At 49.5% G+C, this 16,375-nt stretch carries 16 protein-coding genes and 3 pseudogenes; 15 read left to right on the top strand and 4 right to left on the bottom strand.

The genetic code is table 11. The annotated features are described in order from the left end of the window. The first annotated feature begins 322 nt into the window (after positions 1-322). From J9789_RS16170 to J9789_RS16135, 8 genes and pseudogenes are all read left to right on the top strand, one after another. Positions 323-868, top strand: a complete 546-nt coding sequence (locus J9789_RS16170; protein WP_002584326.1) for an AAA family ATPase — start codon at positions 323-325, stop codon at positions 866-868. A gap of 196 nt (positions 869-1,064) precedes the next feature. After that, entirely contained in the window at positions 1,065-2,645 is a 1,581-nt protein-coding gene (mobQ, locus tag J9789_RS16165; protein WP_209346683.1) for a MobQ family relaxase, read from the top strand. Between the two features lie 65 nt (positions 2,646-2,710). Continuing rightward, the gene (locus J9789_RS16160) at positions 2,711-3,355 is read left to right on the top strand and encodes a CHC2 zinc finger domain-containing protein (protein WP_002584324.1); all 645 of its coding nucleotides are present in this window, start codon (positions 2,711-2,713) and stop codon (positions 3,353-3,355) included. Continuing rightward, positions 3,324-4,661: a virulence-associated E family protein gene (locus J9789_RS16155; protein WP_002584323.1), complete on the top strand. Its 1,338-nt coding sequence runs from the start codon at positions 3,324-3,326 to the stop codon at positions 4,659-4,661. The genes J9789_RS16160 and J9789_RS16155 overlap by 32 nt, the downstream gene beginning before the upstream one ends. Before the next feature lie 241 nt (positions 4,662-4,902). Continuing rightward, the gene (locus tag J9789_RS16150) at positions 4,903-5,100 is read left to right on the top strand and encodes a hypothetical protein (protein WP_002592708.1); all 198 of its coding nucleotides are present in this window, start codon (positions 4,903-4,905) and stop codon (positions 5,098-5,100) included. Continuing rightward, positions 5,101-6,771: a recombinase family protein gene (locus J9789_RS16145; RefSeq protein ID WP_002584321.1), complete on the top strand. Its 1,671-nt coding sequence runs from the start codon at positions 5,101-5,103 to the stop codon at positions 6,769-6,771. It abuts the gene before it with no gap. Positions 6,772-6,862: 91 nt separating this feature from the next. Then, positions 6,863-6,946, top strand: a pseudogene (locus J9789_RS16140) (Maff2 family mobile element protein); the annotation flags it as partial. A gap of 41 nt (positions 6,947-6,987) precedes the next feature. Continuing rightward, a pseudogene (locus J9789_RS16135) lies at positions 6,988-7,512 on the top strand (VirB6/TrbL-like conjugal transfer protein, CD1112 family); the annotation flags it as partial. A gap of 3 nt (positions 7,513-7,515) precedes the next feature. On the opposite strand, the pseudogene J9789_RS16130 reads toward J9789_RS16135, so the two are convergent. The 4 genes and pseudogenes from J9789_RS16130 to J9789_RS16115 form a co-directional block, all read right to left on the bottom strand. After that, positions 7,516-7,861: pseudogene (locus tag J9789_RS16130) on the bottom strand (DNA methylase); the annotation flags it as partial. A 64-nt stretch (positions 7,862-7,925) separates the two neighbouring features. Beyond that, positions 7,926-8,240, bottom strand: coding sequence for a carboxylate--amine ligase (locus J9789_RS16125; RefSeq protein WP_130870522.1), 315 nt, complete (start codon positions 8,238-8,240; stop codon positions 7,926-7,928). Between the two features lie 32 nt (positions 8,241-8,272). After that, on the bottom strand, positions 8,273-8,650 hold the full coding sequence (locus J9789_RS17205) for an ImmA/IrrE family metallo-endopeptidase (protein ID WP_280842744.1): 378 nt from the start codon (positions 8,648-8,650) through the stop codon (positions 8,273-8,275). A 199-nt stretch (positions 8,651-8,849) separates the two neighbouring features. After that, entirely contained in the window at positions 8,850-9,263 is a 414-nt protein-coding gene (locus J9789_RS16115) for a helix-turn-helix transcriptional regulator (protein WP_148337073.1), read from the bottom strand. 201 nt (positions 9,264-9,464) lie between these two features. Here J9789_RS16115 and J9789_RS16110 point away from each other — a divergent pair, with 201 nt between their 5' ends. The 7 genes from J9789_RS16110 (at position 9,465) to J9789_RS16080 (ending at position 16,323) form a co-directional block, all read left to right on the top strand. Beyond that, positions 9,465-9,722: a hypothetical protein gene (locus tag J9789_RS16110; RefSeq protein WP_148337072.1), complete on the top strand. Its 258-nt coding sequence runs from the start codon at positions 9,465-9,467 to the stop codon at positions 9,720-9,722. Continuing rightward, the gene (locus tag J9789_RS16105; protein WP_209346682.1) at positions 9,719-10,453 is read left to right on the top strand and encodes an ImmA/IrrE family metallo-endopeptidase; all 735 of its coding nucleotides are present in this window, start codon (positions 9,719-9,721) and stop codon (positions 10,451-10,453) included. Before J9789_RS16110 ends, J9789_RS16105 begins: the two co-directional genes overlap by 4 nt. 492 nt (positions 10,454-10,945) lie before the next feature. Further along, positions 10,946-11,353, top strand: coding sequence for a hypothetical protein (locus J9789_RS16100; protein ID WP_209346681.1), 408 nt, complete (start codon positions 10,946-10,948; stop codon positions 11,351-11,353). A 553-nt stretch (positions 11,354-11,906) separates the two neighbouring features. Further along, a complete protein-coding gene (locus J9789_RS16095) occupies positions 11,907-12,065 on the top strand; it encodes a hypothetical protein (RefSeq protein ID WP_209346680.1) in 159 nt (52 codons plus the stop codon). 193 nt (positions 12,066-12,258) lie between these two features. Then, the gene (locus tag J9789_RS16090; RefSeq protein ID WP_209346679.1) at positions 12,259-13,800 is read left to right on the top strand and encodes a recombinase family protein; all 1,542 of its coding nucleotides are present in this window, start codon (positions 12,259-12,261) and stop codon (positions 13,798-13,800) included. Between the two features lie 17 nt (positions 13,801-13,817). Then, entirely contained in the window at positions 13,818-14,723 is a 906-nt protein-coding gene (locus tag J9789_RS16085) for a recombinase family protein (RefSeq protein WP_148337064.1), read from the top strand. Next, positions 14,680-16,323 carry a recombinase family protein gene (locus tag J9789_RS16080; RefSeq protein ID WP_209346678.1) on the top strand — a complete coding sequence of 548 codons (1,644 nt, stop codon included), beginning with the start codon at positions 14,680-14,682 and terminating at the stop codon, positions 16,321-16,323. Before J9789_RS16085 ends, J9789_RS16080 begins: the two co-directional genes overlap by 44 nt. Positions 16,324-16,375: the final 52 nt, after the last annotated feature.

Here is a 16,375-nt window from a genome sequence, read left to right as displayed (position 1 = left end):
CGTATGCAGATTGAACAACTCATAACGGAGTTTGCCCCGACCATGCTCCTGGTAGAACATGACAGTGTTTTTCGAGATACTGTGGCAAGTAAAATTGTGAATATCTAAATTGGTTCTTCCGCAATTTTACGTTTTTCGCTTTAATAAAAATGGAGAATGCTGATTTACACTGGCATTCCAGTATTGAAAAATTACAAAATACGGATAATTGCGTAAGAACCTCTAAATTAAAATAATTGTATGGGTTAATTCCAGCTTTACAGAGACTCAAATTCCAGTTTGTAGAATTAAGAAAATCGTAATTTGTGGAGGTAAAATATAGATGAATCAAGGTAGAATTATTGTAATCACAGGTGCGCCGGGGACAGGAAAAACTACAACGGCATCTGCTGTTGCAAAAGAATCAGATTTGGAAAAGTCTGTGCATATGCACACAGATGACTTTTATCATTATTTGAGTAAAGGGGCAATACCACCGCATTTGCCAGAATCAAATGAGCAAAATTTGATTGTCATTGAAGCGTTTTTAGAAGCTGCGAAGCGATATGCTCGTGGTGGATATGATGTAATTGTTGACGGTATTATCGGACCGTGGTTTTTAAAGCCGTGGCAAAGTCTTGTTCGGGAACATTATGAGGTGCATTATATTATTTTAAGGGCAAGTAAGGAAGAAACCTTGAAGCGAGCTGTTGAACGCTCAAAGTTAGACCGAAAGACAAATATCGAATTGGTAGAAACCATGTGGGAGCAATTTTGCAATCTGGGAATATATGAATCGAATGTTATAGATACGACCACTTATTCCATTCAAGAAACTGTTTCCGCAGTACAAGAAAAAATCGCAAGTAGGGCAGCGTTGTTGTCTTAGATTGTTTTGGTGCAATTCCAGTTTGTTAGCTTTACATCGGGTCAACTTGTCCCGAACTTTTACAACTAAATACCCGCCGCTCACACAGTGGCACACCGAGCAGGAAATCTGAAAAAGGTCTCCTGCTTTTTTTCTGCCCAAAATGAGGTGGTAAAACGCCACCCCATCCACCAATTAGCGAAAGGAGGGACACGAAATGCCTTGTCCACACAACGAAATCACGATTGTTCAGCGCAGCCAGCGGCAGTCTGCGGTTGCCGCCGCTGCTTACCAAAGCGGCGAAAAGCTGTTCTGTGAATACGACCAGCAAGTAAAGCACTACCCGGAAAAGCGTGGTATCGTCCACAATGAAATCCTGCTCCCGGCAAATGCTCCACAGGAATATGCAGACCGCAATACTTTATGGAATGCCGCCGAAGCGGTGGAAAAGCAATGGAACTCCCAGCTTGCAAGGCGGTGGGTGCTTACCATTCCCAGAGAGATACCGCCCGACCAGTACGCTGTCCTTGTACGGGAGTTTTGTGAACAGCAGTTTGTTTCCAAAGGCATGATTGCTGATTTTGCCATCCATGACCCCCATCCGCCGGGACACAATCCCCACGCCCATGTCCTGCTGACCATGCGGGCAATGGATGAACATGGAAAATGGCTTCCCAAGAGCCGCAAGGTTTATGACCTTGACGAGAATGGGGAACGGATAAAGCTGCCGTCCGGCAGGTGGAAAAGCCACAAGGAGGATACGGTGGACTGGAACGACCAGAAGTATTGTGAAATCTGGCGGCATGAATGGGAGGTTATCCAGAACCGCTATCTGGACGCCAATGACCGCCCGGAGCGTGTGGACTTGCGTTCCTATGCCAGACAGGGGCTTGATATAGTCCCCACTGTCCATGAGGGGACTGCTGTCCGGCAGATGGAAAAGCGAGGTATCCAGACGAATATCGGCAACCTGAACCGGGAAATCAGAGCCGCCAACCGCCTGATGAAGTCCATCCGGCAGCTTATCCAAAACCTCAAAGGCTGGATTACCGAGCTGGGAGAAAAACGGAAGGAGCTGCTTGCACAAAAGGCGGCGGAGGAAGCGACACTTCTTCCCAATCTGCTGATGAAGTATATGGAGATACGAAAGGAAGAACGGAAGGACTGGACAAGGGCTGGACAGAACCGGGGAACTTCACAGGACTTAAAGGCAGTCAGCGAAGCCCTGTCCTATCTCCGGCAAAAGGGGCTTTCCACTGTGGAGGACTTAGAAGCGTTTCTGAAATCTTCCGGGAAATCAGCCGCAGATTACCGCAATCAGATGAAGCCAAAGGAAGCCCGGAGCAAAGTGATTGACGGGATTCTTGCCAGCCGGACAGACTGCAAGGAATGTAAGGCTGTCTATGAGAAGTACCAGAAGATATTTTTTAAGAAAATAAAGGGGAAATTCAAACAGGAACACCCGGAGGTTGCCCGGTATGAGAAAGCCGCTGACTACCTTGCCAAGCACCCGGACGATAAGGATAAAACGAAAAATGAGTTGCAACAGGAGCAGGAAACGCTTCTCAGCGAAATCGCAGAGCTGAAAGTACCACTGACCGAGGTACAGGAGGATTTGAAGAAGCTGCGGGACATCCGCTACTGGGTACGGAAAGCCACACCTGGCACAGAGGAAAGCAAAGAGCCGCCCAAGAAGCAGCCCATCAAAGAAGTCTTGCAGGATAAGACTGACGAGAAAAAAGCACAAAGAACCGCCCCGGCACAGGAGAAACACAGACAACAGGATATGGAACTTTAACAGGCACTTGCCATTTTCAATTAGAGAATGTCAGGTGCTTTTCTTATTTTCAAGGAGGGATAGATTTGAATGTATTCGAAGCTGTGAAGCAGTCCGTCACAACAAGACAGGCTGCGGAGTATTATGGAATCCATGTAGGTCGGAACGGGATGGCTTGCTGCCCGTTCCATAACGATAAAACCCCAAGCATGAAGCTGGATCGGCGTTACCATTGCTTCGGCTGCGGTGCGGATGGGGATGTGATTGATTTTGCCGCCGCCCTGTATGGGCTGGGAAAGAAAGAAGCCGCCGTACAGCTGGCACAGGACTTCGGGCTTTCCTATGAGGACTGGAAACCGCCGGGAAAGGTAAAAAAGCCCAAGACCCGGCAGAAATCCCCGGAGGAACAGTTTCAGGAAGCAAAGAATCGCTGCTTCCGTATTCTTGCCGATTATCTCCATCTGCTGATGGCATGGAGAACGGACTACGCCCCGCACTCCCCGGAGGAAGCCTTTCATCCCCGGTTTGTGGAAGCCTTACAGAAGCAAGCCCAAGTGGAATATCTGCTGGATGTGCTGCTGTTCGGGGAAACAGAGGAAAAAGCGGATTTGATTACGGACTACGGAAAGGATGTGATACAGCTTGAACAGCGAATGGCAGAACTTGCAGCCGCAGACGCAGCAAGAACTAAAAAACACTATGAACGCCATGCAGCCGCCCCAGAGCGTTGAGGAAATCAAGGCGGGGCTGGAAACCACCGAGAAAGGCGGTGTCCGTCAGAGCATACGGAACTGCCTGACCGTATTCCAACGTGACCCTCTGCTTTCAGGGGCTATCGCATACAACATCCTGACTGACCGCAAGGACATCATAAAGCCCATCGGTTTTCACAGAGAAAGCACCGCCCTGAACGATACGGACATGAAGTATCTGCTTCTTTATCTGGAAGAAACCTACGGGCTTACCAATGAGAAAAAGATTGATAACGCCATCGGGATTGTGGCGAATGAAAACAAGTACCATCCCATCCGGGACTATCTCAATACCCTTGTGTGGGACGGGACAGAGCGAATCCGCTTCTGCCTGCGGCACTTTCTGGGGGCTGACGCAGACGATTACACCTATGAAGCGTTGAAGCTGTTCCTGCTGGGTGCAATCTCACGAGCCTTTCAGCCGGGGTGCAAGTTTGAAATCATGCTCTGTCTGGTAGGCGGTCAGGGGGCTGGAAAGTCCACCTTCTTCCGGCTGCTGGCAGTCCGGGACGAGTGGTTCTCCGATGATTTGCGGAAGCTGGACGATGACAATGTGTACCGCAAGCTGCAAGGTCACTGGATTATTGAAATGTCGGAAATGATGGCAACCGCCAACGCCAAGAGCATTGAGGAAATCAAGTCATTTTTAAGCCGGCAGAAAGAGGTCTACAAGATACCTTATGAAACCCACCCGGCAGACCGCCCCCGTCAGTGCGTGTTTGGCGGCACTTCCAATGCCCTTGACTTCCTGCCCCTTGACCGTTCCGGCAACCGCCGCTTTATCCCGGTCATGGTGTACCCGGAGCAGGCGGAAGTTCACATTTTGGAGGATGAAGCCGCTTCCAGAGCCTATATCGGGCAGATGTGGGCGGAAGCGATGGAGATTTATAAAAGCGGCAGGTTCAAGCTGGCTTTCAGCCCCGCCATGCAGCGGTATCTCAAAGAACACCAGCGGGATTTTATGCCGGAGGACACCAAAGCCGGGATGATACAGGCGTATCTTGATAAATACACCGGGAGCATGGTCTGCTCCAAGCAGCTCTATAAGGAAGCCTTGAACCATGCTTTTGACGAGCCGAAGCAATGGGAAATCCGGGAAATCAACGAGATTATGAACCAGTGCATTTCCAGCTGGCGGTACTTCCCAAACCCAAGAATGTTTTCCGAATATGGCAGACAAAAGGGCTGGGAGCGTGAAAACCCGGCAACGGACTCCGGCAACCCGTCTGAAAAAACGATGGACGGTTTTGTGGAGGTCACAGAACAGATGGAGCTTCCATTCTGAAAAGGACAGCCCGTTGCACCCCCTGTTGTTATCCCGTTGCCGAGCCGGTTGCCGGGAAAAACCCCTTATTTCCGGGCTTTTCTCCCTTATAACAACCAAAACAACAAAAAAATAAAAGAAAAGTATAAATAGTAACCATCGCCAGATTGAGATTGTTTGCAAGGTCTTTTGAAGTCCGTTGCCGGACTTCGTTGCCGACACCCTCTGTCTGGCTATTTTCATGTATGGAGGATAACTGCCTATGGCAAAAAACAAAACAGAGATTCATGTGACCACTGTATTTGACGGGGAGCTTGACGCCACTGATGTGTTCGTCAGCCTGATTTCCCAGAAATACGGAAAGACAAATGCAAAAGAATATCTTGCTAAAAAGAAAGATATAGGCTATAATGAAGATGAGGTTCAAAAGAGCCAGATACCGTCTGGATTGTGTGGGTAAATGGCTATGATGAACGAAATGGAATACAGAACAATCGGTTCGGCACTTGCCGGGGGTTATCGTGCGGCGGTCTATTGCAGGCTGTCAAAGGACGATGACCTGCAAGGCGAAAGTGCCAGTATCGCAAACCAGCGTGATATGCTGGAAAAATACTGCGAAAAGCAGGGATGGGAGGTTGTGGCAGTCTATCAGGACGATGGCTTCACAGGTCTTAACATGGAGCGTCCTGACCTACAGAGAATGTTGAGAGCCATTGAGCGCAGGCAGATCAACCTTGTCATCACGAAAGACCTCAGCCGACTGGGGCGTAATTATCTGCAAACCGGGCATTTGATTGAGGACTTTTTCCCAAGAAACGGTGTCCGCTATATCGCCATGAATGACGGCATCGACACCCTGCGGGATAACAACGACATTGCCCCGTTCAAGAATATCCTGAACGAGATGTACAGCAAGGATATTTCCAAGAAAGTCCATTCCTCTTATCTTCTGAAAGCGCAGAAAGGACAGTTTACCGGGTGTCTTGCCCCGTTTGGGTATCGGAAAGACCCGGAGGACAAAAACCATCTGCTCATTGACGAGGAAACCGCCCCGATTGTGCGGCTGATTTTCGGATATGCCCTGAACGGTCATGGTCCGAACTATATCCGCAGACGGCTGGAGAAAGAAAAAATCCCCTGCCCTACATGGTGGAACCGGGAACGGGGGCTTCGCAATACCCGCACCAAATGGGAAAAGAAAGACCCAGAAAACGGGCGGTATATGTGGGACTTCTCCGTTATCAAAGACCTTTTGATGAATCCCGTCTACACCGGGGCGATTGCTTCCCAGAAAAAGGACTACCGCTTCAAAATCGGCACGATTGGGGAAAAGAAGCCGGAGGACTGGATTGTGGTGGAGGGACAGCATGAACCGCTGATTGACAGCATGAGCTTTGACATTGTGCAGAACAAGCTGAAATCCCGCCAGCGTCCGGGGCAGACCAATGAAATCAGCCTGTTTGCCGGACTGTTAAAATGCGGCGAGTGTGGGAAGTCGCTGACGGTACGCTACACAAACGCTAAACATCCCCAGCGGATTTACTCCTGCAAGACCTACAATGCCTTTGGAAAGAACCACTGCACCCAGCACCGGATTGATTATGACACCCTTTACAGCCATGTGCTGCGGAAAATCCGGGAATGTGCCAGAGCTGCCCTGATGGACGGGGAAGCGGTTGCCGACCGCCTGACCAATACCTGTGAAGCCGAGCAGCGGGAACAGCGGGAAGCAATGGAACGCTCCCTTACAAGGGACGAGGAACGGATTGAGGTTCTGGACAAAATGGTCATGCGGCTTTATGAGGATATGATTGCAGGGCGTATCAGTGAGCAGAATTTCAACACCATGCTGGAAAAGACACAGACCGAGCAGACGGAGCTTAAAACAAAAGTGTCCGAGGGCAGAAAGCGGCTGTCCGATGAAGTCCAGCTTGCCAATGATGCAAAACAATGGGTGGAAGCCATTCAGGAATACGCCAACATCACAGAGCTGGACGCAGCCACCCTCAACCGCTTAATCAAAGAAATCGTTGTGCATGAGCGCATTGACGAAGATAAAACAAGACACATTTCTATCGAAATTCATTTTAATCTCAAACCCATCCCGGAGGTGGAACAGGTCACTGCCTGACCTGTCCCGCCGGGACGGTTCTCTTAACAACACCATATAGATTTTTTGTACGCCGCCGCCCGCCATCGAGCAGAGTTTTTACACCTAATTGGGGATGAAACAGCTCATGGCGGGCGGCGGTGTCGTCCTGATCGGTATGCAGCTTATCCCTCTGCTGTCCGGCCTGTTCAGCTAACCCTTACCCGTTGTCCCTTTTTCCAGAAAAGGAGCTGATGTATGGACTTTATCATCGACGCAATCGTTGAATGGCTCAAAGGTTTGCTTGTCGATGGTATCATGGGAAATCTGGATGGCCTTTTCAATAACGTCAATCAGAGCGTTGGCGAGATCGCCACACAGGTAGGCACGACCCCGGCGGACTGGAACGCCGGGGTCTTTTCCATGATACGGCAAATCTCTGAAACCGCCATTCTGCCAATCGCCGGGGTCATCCTCACTTTTGTAATGACCTATGAGCTGATACAAATGCTCATTGACCGCAACAACCTCCATGACGTTGACACATGGATGTTTTTCAAGTGGGTGTTCAAAACCTTTGTGGCGGTAATGATCCTGACGAATACCTTCAATATCGTGCTGGCCGTCTTTGACGTGAGCCAGCACGTCATCCAGCAATCGGCGGGCATTATCCAGAACGGGACAGAGATCACAACGGATGTAATGGACAGTCTGCGGACCGAGCTGGAGGCAATGGAGTTAGGACCCCTGTTTGGCCTCTGGCTCCAGTCATTCCTGATTCAGCTTATAGTAGGCCATACGCGGTGGTGCAATTAGATAGTCAATCTCCAGCCTCGGTGTGGCATTTAATAGAGAAAAAGCAAGACTTGCCAGAAAATCGTTGCCCTGGCGCATCGTAAAGCCGGCCACGGTTGGCCTCCTTAACCCGCTGGACTACCTCAAATAGCCAAGCACGACCAGAGATTCCATAGGCCTTTAAGGACGGAGTAACGGCAAGGCAGATGGTCTTATCGGTACGGCTCTCGTCGGCAACGACCAAGTTGTTGTCCAGAGGATCGAGACCGCTCTCCCGGCATTCGACGGAGGCATAAAAGCTCTTTAGGTCAATTGCGAAATAGAACCTTTGCTTCATGGTAAGACGCCTCCTTGGATTCTCGCTTTTTAACGCAAAACGGCACTTGAAATTGGGTGCAATATTATTTCTCGAGTTCGCTTTCCTCAATAATACCGTAGTCAATCAGGATGTTTTTGTCCGCATAAGGTGGATATACAATTCCTGTCATTTCATAGTCGTACCTCCGAACACGACGAAACTCCTTGACTGGAGCTGGTGCAAAAGCAGCGGTTTTATAACTCGCGTATTCAGGTGTTCCCGCCAGATCATCGGATACCGCATGAATAAGGGCATCCGTCACTGCTTCCAGATTCGTACCATACTCCACAGCAACTAGCTCATGCCTACGAACGTCTTTATCTAGATTTCCAAAAGAACGGTATAACTTGTACTTCATGGAGAAACCCCTTCCTAGCAGCACTTTCGCCACTACCTTAAAAAATCACTTCTATGATTCACCGGCCGCAAATCGTATCCGAGTTCTGTTAGGTGTGCTATTTTTAAGGCGACCAGGTTGATGTCTGTGTCCATTGCCTTGGCGATTTGCTCGGCAGAATATTGATAAGTATAGATGTAGTCCAGCAGCTCCTCGTTGTCTATCAGAATTTCTGCTGCAACAATGTTCGCCTCATACTCTGGCCGTGTGGTCATGTCATACAGCATGAATTCATGTAGGCTGTTTGCCTGTGCCAGCTTTCGATGGAGCCGGTCGTGCCCAAGCTCATGCGCACAGACAATACGAAGCATTCTGTCCCCCAGATCCTTGTTCAAAAATATAAACCGATTGCGTTTAATGACGCGGTACATTCCCTTTAGAGAGCCAAAATCCTCACACAGAAGAACAGAAATTCCCAATTATCCTGCAATCTGGAAAGGATCGCGTGTTCCGAAGCGGCGCACCAGAGATGTGCCGACTTTGGAGAGCATTTTACTGGTCATGAAGCCCACCTCCGACCTGCGGATGTTCATCATTATTATCTCACAGCTTAGGCCCCACAGATAGGCCTTACTCTACCTGCTGACGATATTTTTTGGGCGTAAATTTCTTATTTCGCTCCTTGGCCATCCAATAGGCATCGTTGAGAGCACGCATCGCACCCTCAAGTGCATCTTCAGAAAGCTGACCGCCGGCAAATAAGCCAGTCACCTCACTGACCAACTCGTCGATGTCTCGCGCCGCTTTTGCGCCACCCTTCTGATATGCTTCCACGGAATAGATACCCGAACTGGTGAGAAGGTAATCTGCGGTTGTACCCAGGACGGTAGCTATATCACCAATTACCTTCATGTTGCCAGGTTTCCTTGAACCTAACTCGTAATTCTGAATCGTTCGCGTTGTTACAGAAACTTTTTCTGCAAGTTCTGCCTGTGTTAATCCAGCTTCAAGTCGCTTTTCTTTCAGACGTTCTTTAAATCCCATAAAGGCACCTCTTTCTTTTTTTGTCATTAATACGAACATTTTTTCGCAATTCAGGATTGACACGAAATCATGTTCTTGATATAATGAAAGCGCAACACGAAACTATGTTCGTATTAAGATATTATCATACGAACAGTTTTTTGTCAATCTAAAGCACGAAAAATTGTTCGTGAAGTAGGCTGGAAAACGGAGAATATTGTAATGAAGGTACAATGCAGAAAAGAGTATGTCTCCGTCAATCTTGATGTAGACCAAAACGGTGGAGTCCATCCTCGTTTTATTCGCTGGACAAATGGCCGTATCTATCAAATTGACCAGCTGAAGTACAAGTGCAGGGCCGCTTCCTCCAGGGTAAGTGGAGGGGGAATCCGATATACTGTCATGATTCACGGTAAGGAAACCTTCCTGTTCAGCGAAGGAAACAAATGGTTCGTCGAAGCAAAGGAGGTAAGTCAATGATTCTTTCTCATCGTCAAATAGAGGATATTGCTGCAGCTATAATTCAGGACTTCAACAAGTTCTTCTACTGTGGCAGCACTGTTTTTGGGGATAAATATGTTCACGCAACACCCATCGACGAATTCGCGCGCGACTACCTCAGGCTAAACGTTCGATTTGCCCGATTGTCTGCAGATGGAAGTATTTGTGGTCTGACCAGCTATGCCGATGCCGAGTACATCGTTGAGGAAATGGGAGTAGTTCGTACCATAGAACTCAAACAAAATCAAATTCTTCTGGACTCCTGCTTTCTGGAGACCGGCAAGGTCAAAAAGCTGTGCGGCAAGCGTCGCTTTACCTTGGCACATGAGTGCGCACATCAAATCCTGTTTCAGATGGAGTCCGAGGAGTCCCAGCAAAAGTGTCGCAAACTCTACTCGGAACGACGGTCCTACTCCCTCCGAGACCTGAAAAGCAGAGAGGACTGGAACGAGTGGCAGGCCAATGCCTTGGGGGCCGCCCTGCTCATGCCCCAGGCGGAGATAGATCGGGCCATGTGGATTTTCGCTCAATGTCGGACCCTGATTAGCTATGAAGGGAGGTTTTCATATGCGGACAAGTTGGCACTTTCACTTCTCTGTCATGCACTTGGCGTGTCCAAGTCTGCCGCCGTGATTCGTCTCCGGCAGCTTGGGTATCTACAAGAGCGTCCGTATGTAGAGTTTGTTGATCCACTGGAGGTGTGGGCATGAGTAAAAATATTCGCATTACAGAGCCTTCCGCAGAAATGTTGAGCAAAATTATCCGGGCACGGGAGGCAATTGCGGCGCAAAAACCGCGATATATCAAATGTCCGTACTGCCAACATAACTCTATCGTCGTATATGAGGACACAAGAGGTCATGTCGAAACAAAGTGCAAAAAGTGCGGAAAGATCACCGTCTTCGATGTTTTGAGCATGAGAAAAATCGTATTTTGCCTTCGTTAGAGGGAGAACGAAATAAAAACTGAATCACATAGCTGAGCTGTGGAGCCGCCTGATAGGTGAAGTCATCCTGATGCCGCATGGACTGAGTCGAAAGACTCTGTTTATCGGCATGGACAGAACGACCACCGTCATGCGGCTCTATTGTTGTCTTGCCTTCCCGCGGCCTCATGCCAGCGGAAAGGACAAGACAATGAGTATCCCGAGGACCCCAGTTGAATTCGATTACGATCTATGGACCACAGCAGAAGGAAAATGCATGGTTCGGATCAAGGCTACCGGTGAGATAACAGAGGTGGAACGCTCCGTCATGCAGGTTCTACGTTCAGAGGAGAAGCGACTCCGGCGCACCTTATCTCCGGAGCAGGGACAATCTAGAGAAGGGAAAGCTGCTCCAACGGTTCTCTCTCTGGATTTGCTTCCCGAAAATGTGACAGACTCTATCTGGTTAGCCGACACCAGAGATTATACGGAAGAAATAGCCACAAAAATGCTGGAGAGAATTCTGCGCGAGAGCCTTACCCCTACCCAATATCGTATTTATCAAGCCTGCATCTTAAACGGGATCAGTTACAAAGCTTATGCCGACCAAATGGGTGTTAGCTATCAGAGTGTCCAGAATGCAATTCGCCTCATTCAAAAAAAAGCCAAAAATATTTTTGACTAATGGTTGTGGTTTTCTTAAACGATGTCCGTTGAAAAGTGAAGGGGTTGTGAAGACGCCTTCATTGCACCTTTTCAACTGAATATCCGGCAGCTAAATAACATCAGCAATGAGCGAGCGATGCGGACAGAGCGCGATGACCACCTGTAGAAGAAAAGCGGACGAAAGGCGCCTTTCTCTTCTATCAATGACGGCCTATAAGGTGCCCAGCGGGTCCTCTGATCCAAAAGCAGGTTTGGCAGCCTGTTTCGCCACGACCTCATCTGCCTATAATGGTACCCCTGTCCAGCCACAGTTTCAAGCAATGGGGACAGCTCGGAGAGATCCTCGGAGGGGTTAGATTCCCGGAGTGCGGTGCCCACCGCAGTTTAGCTGACCGCCCAGCCTGGGGAAGTGGTGTCGAATACAGGCAAAATAAGACATTCAATTGTCTTGATATCAGAAGCAATGGGGGTCACCCATCATGTAGTTGGAAAGCCGAGGCTTCCACAACCAAAGCGGGTGACCCCTATTTTTGTGGTATCAATTCATATTCATAACTGGGAGGGCTCACACTATGATCACCATGTCGCAGACCAAGAGTGCCAATTTTCTGTTTATCGTGGCCGTACTGAAGTCAATGCGGGATGGCGCTATTATCACCCCAGCAGAATATGAACGCGCCAAACGCTACTATCAAAAGCTTACCGGTTCAGACCTTGTAATTGCGGATTAGTTGTTGGGACGGCATCGTCTAAATTGGTCGCCTTGGAACGCCACAGTCTGTTGACTATGTAGAAATTCGTTTGATTTGCATTCTTTCAATCGACTTTATCTCCTTGTTGAATATAATGTTGCTTGAAACTGAAAAGAGGATCGTACCAAAATGTAGTACAATCCAAAGTTCGACCAGAAAGGGGGTCCCGTTGATGCCGCAGGTCAAACTCATCTCGCCCATCACCAGGCAGGAAATCCGCAAAGTTCGAGTCGCCGCCTATTGCCGGGTATCTTCCAATTCGGCTGATCAGCAGAACTCCTACACCAACCAGATTCGGGTATATACCAGCCTCATTCAGAGAAAAAAAGAGTGGGAGCTGGTGGAGATATTCGCTGACGAAGGGCTCTCTGGCATGAACGCACAGAACCGCACCGAATTCCAGCGAATGATCAAGATGTGCGAACAGCACCAAATCGACCTGATCGTCACCAAATCCGTCTCCCGTTTCGCCCGAAACGCCAAGGAGTCTCTGGAATATGTCCGGAAGCTGAAATTGCTCGGCGTGGGGGTGCAGTTTGAGAAAGAGGGAATCTACACCCTGGCCCTCGGAGATGAGATGCTGCTCAATACCTTCTCTGCCATCGCACAGGAGGAGTCTAAGGCAATTTCCCAGAACCAGCGGCTTTCCATCGTGAAGCGGATGCAGTCTGGGGAATATGTGGACAGCAACGCTCCTTACGGCTTCCGGCTGGTGGATAAGGCGCTGGTGGTCTATGAACCGGAGGCGGCCATCGTCCGCATGATGTTCGAAAACTACCTGAGCGGCCAGTCTACATCGGAGATCGCCCGGGATCTCAACAGCCGCGGCATCAAAACCAAAACCGGGAAATCCACCTGGCGCTCCACCAAGGTGGCATACATCCTTGGAAATGAGCGGTATTGCGGCGATTGCAAATATCAGAAAACCTACCGCGACACCACAGTCCCCTTCAAACAGTTCCGAAATCGAGGTCAGGAGGATATGTTCTACGCCTCCATGACCCACGCTCCTCTTATTGACCGAGATACCTTTGACAAGGTCCAGCTCCTCTTGAAAAAGCGTCAGGATGTCTTTGGAAAATCTACAACGCAAAATATCTACCCTCTTACGAGCCGCATTCAGTGTTCTGAGTGCGGCTCGTATTTTCGCAGGAGGCAGGTTTCCGGGACAGTAAAGTGGGGATGCTCCAAACACATTCAGGATCGTACCCAGTGCGGCTCAAACTACTACAGCGAGGAGAGGATCTACGATGCCTTCATCGCCATGGTCAATAAGCTTCGGTTCTCTGAATACGACATCCTGGGTCAGACTCTACTCCGTCTGGAATCCGCCGAGCTGAAGCGAAAGCAGAAAAACACGGCCGCAAGGGAGATCAGCCGGAACATTGCAGATCTGAACGCCAAGTTGGTGATGGTGGAGCAGCTCCATGCAAAGGGATACCTCAAAGATGAGGTCCATAAAGCTCAGGTGCGGGAGATTAACGACCAACTGCGCCGGCTGAAGCGGGAGCGCCAATGTGAATTCTCCTCGGGCATTACCCATATGATAGAGGAACTGACGCGGCTGAAAAAGCTGCTGGAAGAGCTCGAGGAACCACTGGACCGCTTCGATGAGAAGCTTTTTACTGAGATTGTTCAGGCCATCAGTATCAGCCGCCGAGATGAAATGACAGTCACCCTCATCGGCGGGCTGAGATTCACTGAAATGCTCTGACAGAGAGGAACCTCGCCATGAAGAAGATACGCTATATCCCATACGGTTACACCATGAGAAATGGAAGGACAGTCATCGCACAAGATGAAGCTGCGGTCATCCGCGAGATATTCAGCGCCTACATCAACGGCGCATCCCTCCAAAGTATTGCCGAGCTGCTGACTGAGAGGAAGATCCCCTACAGTGAGAGAACGGACGTGTGGGATAAAGCTCGTATCGCACGAATCATCGGAAACGCCAAATACATTGGCGATGGGGAGTATGACCCGATCATTGAGGAAGAGCAGTATGAGGAAGCGGCTGCCGTGAAAACAGCCCGCCAGCGGAACACCTTCGAAAAAAATCTGGAAGGGATCGACCTGCTTCGGGATCTGGTCCGATGTGCGGAGTGCGGAGCCCCTATGCGGCGAAGGGTGAGCAGTAAGCACCGGATTCGCGAGAGCTGGGATTGCACTAATCCTGATTGCGGTCAGCGCATCCGGATCTCCGATACACACCTGTTGGAAAAGGTGGCAATCCTGATGAACCGCATCATCGCCAATAGCTATCTGCTCATCCCTCGCCCCAAAAAGCGAAAAGAGCTGTCGGCGGAAGCCCAGCGAATCAACCGGGAAATTGATGCCGAACTGGAGCGGGATGACCCCAGCGATGCACTGATTATCGTCAAAACAATCGAAATGGCAGAGCGGCTCTATGCTGAGAGCGATGCCCATCTACAGATTGCTGCATCCATCGCCCGAAAGCGGGTAAGTCTGATGACTCCCCAGGAGGAATTCAGCCCGGCCTACTTTAGTGACATCGCCGCCTACCTGACGCTTGGCAGCGGAGGAAAGGTGATCCTACATACCAAAACCGATGTCGAGATCGGAGATGAAGAAAATGAATGTAACCAAGATACCCAAGAAAACAATATCGGTTATTGAGCCAAAACGCTCCCTGATCGTCAACAGGGAGCAGTATCATCAGCGGCGGGTTGCTGCCTACTGCCGGGTATCCACCGACAGCGAGGAGCAGCTCACATCCTATACCAACCAGAAAAAGGTATATACCGAGATGATTGCCGCTAAGCCCGAATGGGAGTTCGCCGGACTCTACGCAGATGAGGGCATCTCCGGGACACGTGCAGATAAGCGCCCCCAGTTCCAGAAGATGATCAACGACTGCTTGTCTGGGAAAATCGACTATATCATCACGAAATCCGTTTCCCGCTTCGCCCGTAATACAGTGGACTGCCTGGACCATGTCCGAATGCTCAGGGCAAGAGGGATTGGCATCTACTTCGAGGAGCAAAATATAGACACACTGCAAATCGACAGCGAACTCTATCTGGTCATCTACGCAGGGTTCGCACAGTCCGAATCCGAAAGCATCAGCAAGAATGTCACCTGGACTTTTCGTAAGCGATTTCAGGAGGGCAAGCCCATATTCAACTATAAGTGCCTTCTGGGATACCGCAAGGGTGCAGACGGAGAACCGGAGATCGTCCCGGAGGAGGCATCCATCGTGGAGAGGATCTTCAATATGTACCTGTCAGGTGAAACCATCAACCGGATCTCAACCAAACTCAGAGAAGAAAATCTCCAGATACCAGGAAAACGCTTCTCCTTCTCTGCGAGCATGATTAAGGGTATTCTCCGGAATGAACGATACTGCGGGGACAGCATCCTTCAAAAGACGGTCACAATTGACTGTATTGGTAAGGTTCGCCGCAAAAACACAGGTGAGGCACCCATGTACTATGTACAGAATAGCCATGTTGGCATCATCAGCCGAGAGCTCTTTCACAAAACGCAGGAAGAACTTGCCAGGCGGATGAGCCGGGAGCCAAATTCCACCAAAACGGCTACCACAGCCACCGGAAAATACTCCCGGTACGCACTATCCAATGTGATGATCTGCGCCGAATGCGGAAGTCGATATAAGCGCGTGACCTGGACATCCCGAGGAAAAAAGCGAGTTGTCTGGCGCTGCATCAGCCGCTTAGACTATGGAAAGCGCTACTGCAAAACCTCGCTCACGGTAGATGAGACCGCCCTCCACGCCGCTATTGTTCGGGCAATCAACCGATTCAACGAGGAAGACGAGTCCACTTATATGGCACTCATGCGGGCAACCATTGGTGAAGCAATCGGTCTAACCGGAGGCACAGATGAGATCGACCTGCTCCGGCGGAAAATAGATGGACTGAATCGGAAAATGGTATCTCTTATCAATGAGAGCGTGGAAAGCGGGGAGGGTATCGAGAGTCACGAAGCTGAATTCAAAGAACTTTCCGATACCATTGAACTCCTGCAAGGACGGATTCAGAAACTCGAAGAAGCACTTGCTTCCGATCAGGTGAATGACAGCCGAATCCTTCAACTACAGCAGATCATCGCCGACCGAGCATCCAAAAAGATGGAGTACGATGATACCATCGTCCACCAAATGATTGAGTGTGTGAAGGTGTATCCCGACGGGAGACTGGACATTATCTTCGGAGGAGGGTACCTTATCGAAGAACGCCTGGAAAAAGAAAGTTGATAACTTCAAATATAATTGACATAATCGCCGAAATAATATAGTATAATTTATG

The organism is Flavonifractor sp. AGMB03687, assembly GCF_017811815.1.
In the GTDB taxonomy this organism is placed as follows: domain Bacteria; phylum Bacillota; class Clostridia; order Oscillospirales; family Oscillospiraceae; genus Flavonifractor.
The sequence above is the reverse complement of the archived record's forward strand: the minus strand, read 5'-3'. Positions and strand labels throughout refer to the sequence as shown.

Bases quoted from the DNA above. Each gene is read 5' to 3' on its own strand.
- J9789_RS16170 (WP_002584326.1), top strand. From the start codon at position 323: ATGAATCAAGGTAGAATTATTGTAATCACAGGTGCGCCGGGGACAGGA.
- mobQ (WP_209346683.1), top strand. From the start codon at position 1,065: ATGCCTTGTCCACACAACGAAATCACGATTGTTCAGCGCAGCCAGCGG.
- J9789_RS16155 (WP_002584323.1), top strand. From the start codon at position 3,324: ATGAACGCCATGCAGCCGCCCCAGAGCGTTGAGGAAATCAAGGCGGGG.
- J9789_RS16150 (WP_002592708.1), top strand. From the start codon at position 4,903: ATGGCAAAAAACAAAACAGAGATTCATGTGACCACTGTATTTGACGGG.
- J9789_RS16145 (WP_002584321.1), top strand. From the start codon at position 5,101: ATGGCTATGATGAACGAAATGGAATACAGAACAATCGGTTCGGCACTT.
- J9789_RS16125 (WP_130870522.1), bottom strand. From the start codon at position 8,240: ATGAAGTACAAGTTATACCGTTCTTTTGGAAATCTAGATAAAGACGTT.
- J9789_RS17205 (WP_280842744.1), bottom strand. From the start codon at position 8,650: ATGTACCGCGTCATTAAACGCAATCGGTTTATATTTTTGAACAAGGAT.
- J9789_RS16115 (WP_148337073.1), bottom strand. From the start codon at position 9,263: ATGGGATTTAAAGAACGTCTGAAAGAAAAGCGACTTGAAGCTGGATTA.
- J9789_RS16110 (WP_148337072.1), top strand. From the start codon at position 9,465: ATGAAGGTACAATGCAGAAAAGAGTATGTCTCCGTCAATCTTGATGTA.
- J9789_RS16105 (WP_209346682.1), top strand. From the start codon at position 9,719: ATGATTCTTTCTCATCGTCAAATAGAGGATATTGCTGCAGCTATAATT.
- J9789_RS16100 (WP_209346681.1), top strand. From the start codon at position 10,946: ATGGTTCGGATCAAGGCTACCGGTGAGATAACAGAGGTGGAACGCTCC.
- J9789_RS16095 (WP_209346680.1), top strand. From the start codon at position 11,907: ATGATCACCATGTCGCAGACCAAGAGTGCCAATTTTCTGTTTATCGTG.
- J9789_RS16090 (WP_209346679.1), top strand. From the start codon at position 12,259: ATGCCGCAGGTCAAACTCATCTCGCCCATCACCAGGCAGGAAATCCGC.
- J9789_RS16085 (WP_148337064.1), top strand. From the start codon at position 13,818: ATGAAGAAGATACGCTATATCCCATACGGTTACACCATGAGAAATGGA.
- J9789_RS16080 (WP_209346678.1), top strand. From the start codon at position 14,680: ATGAATGTAACCAAGATACCCAAGAAAACAATATCGGTTATTGAGCCA.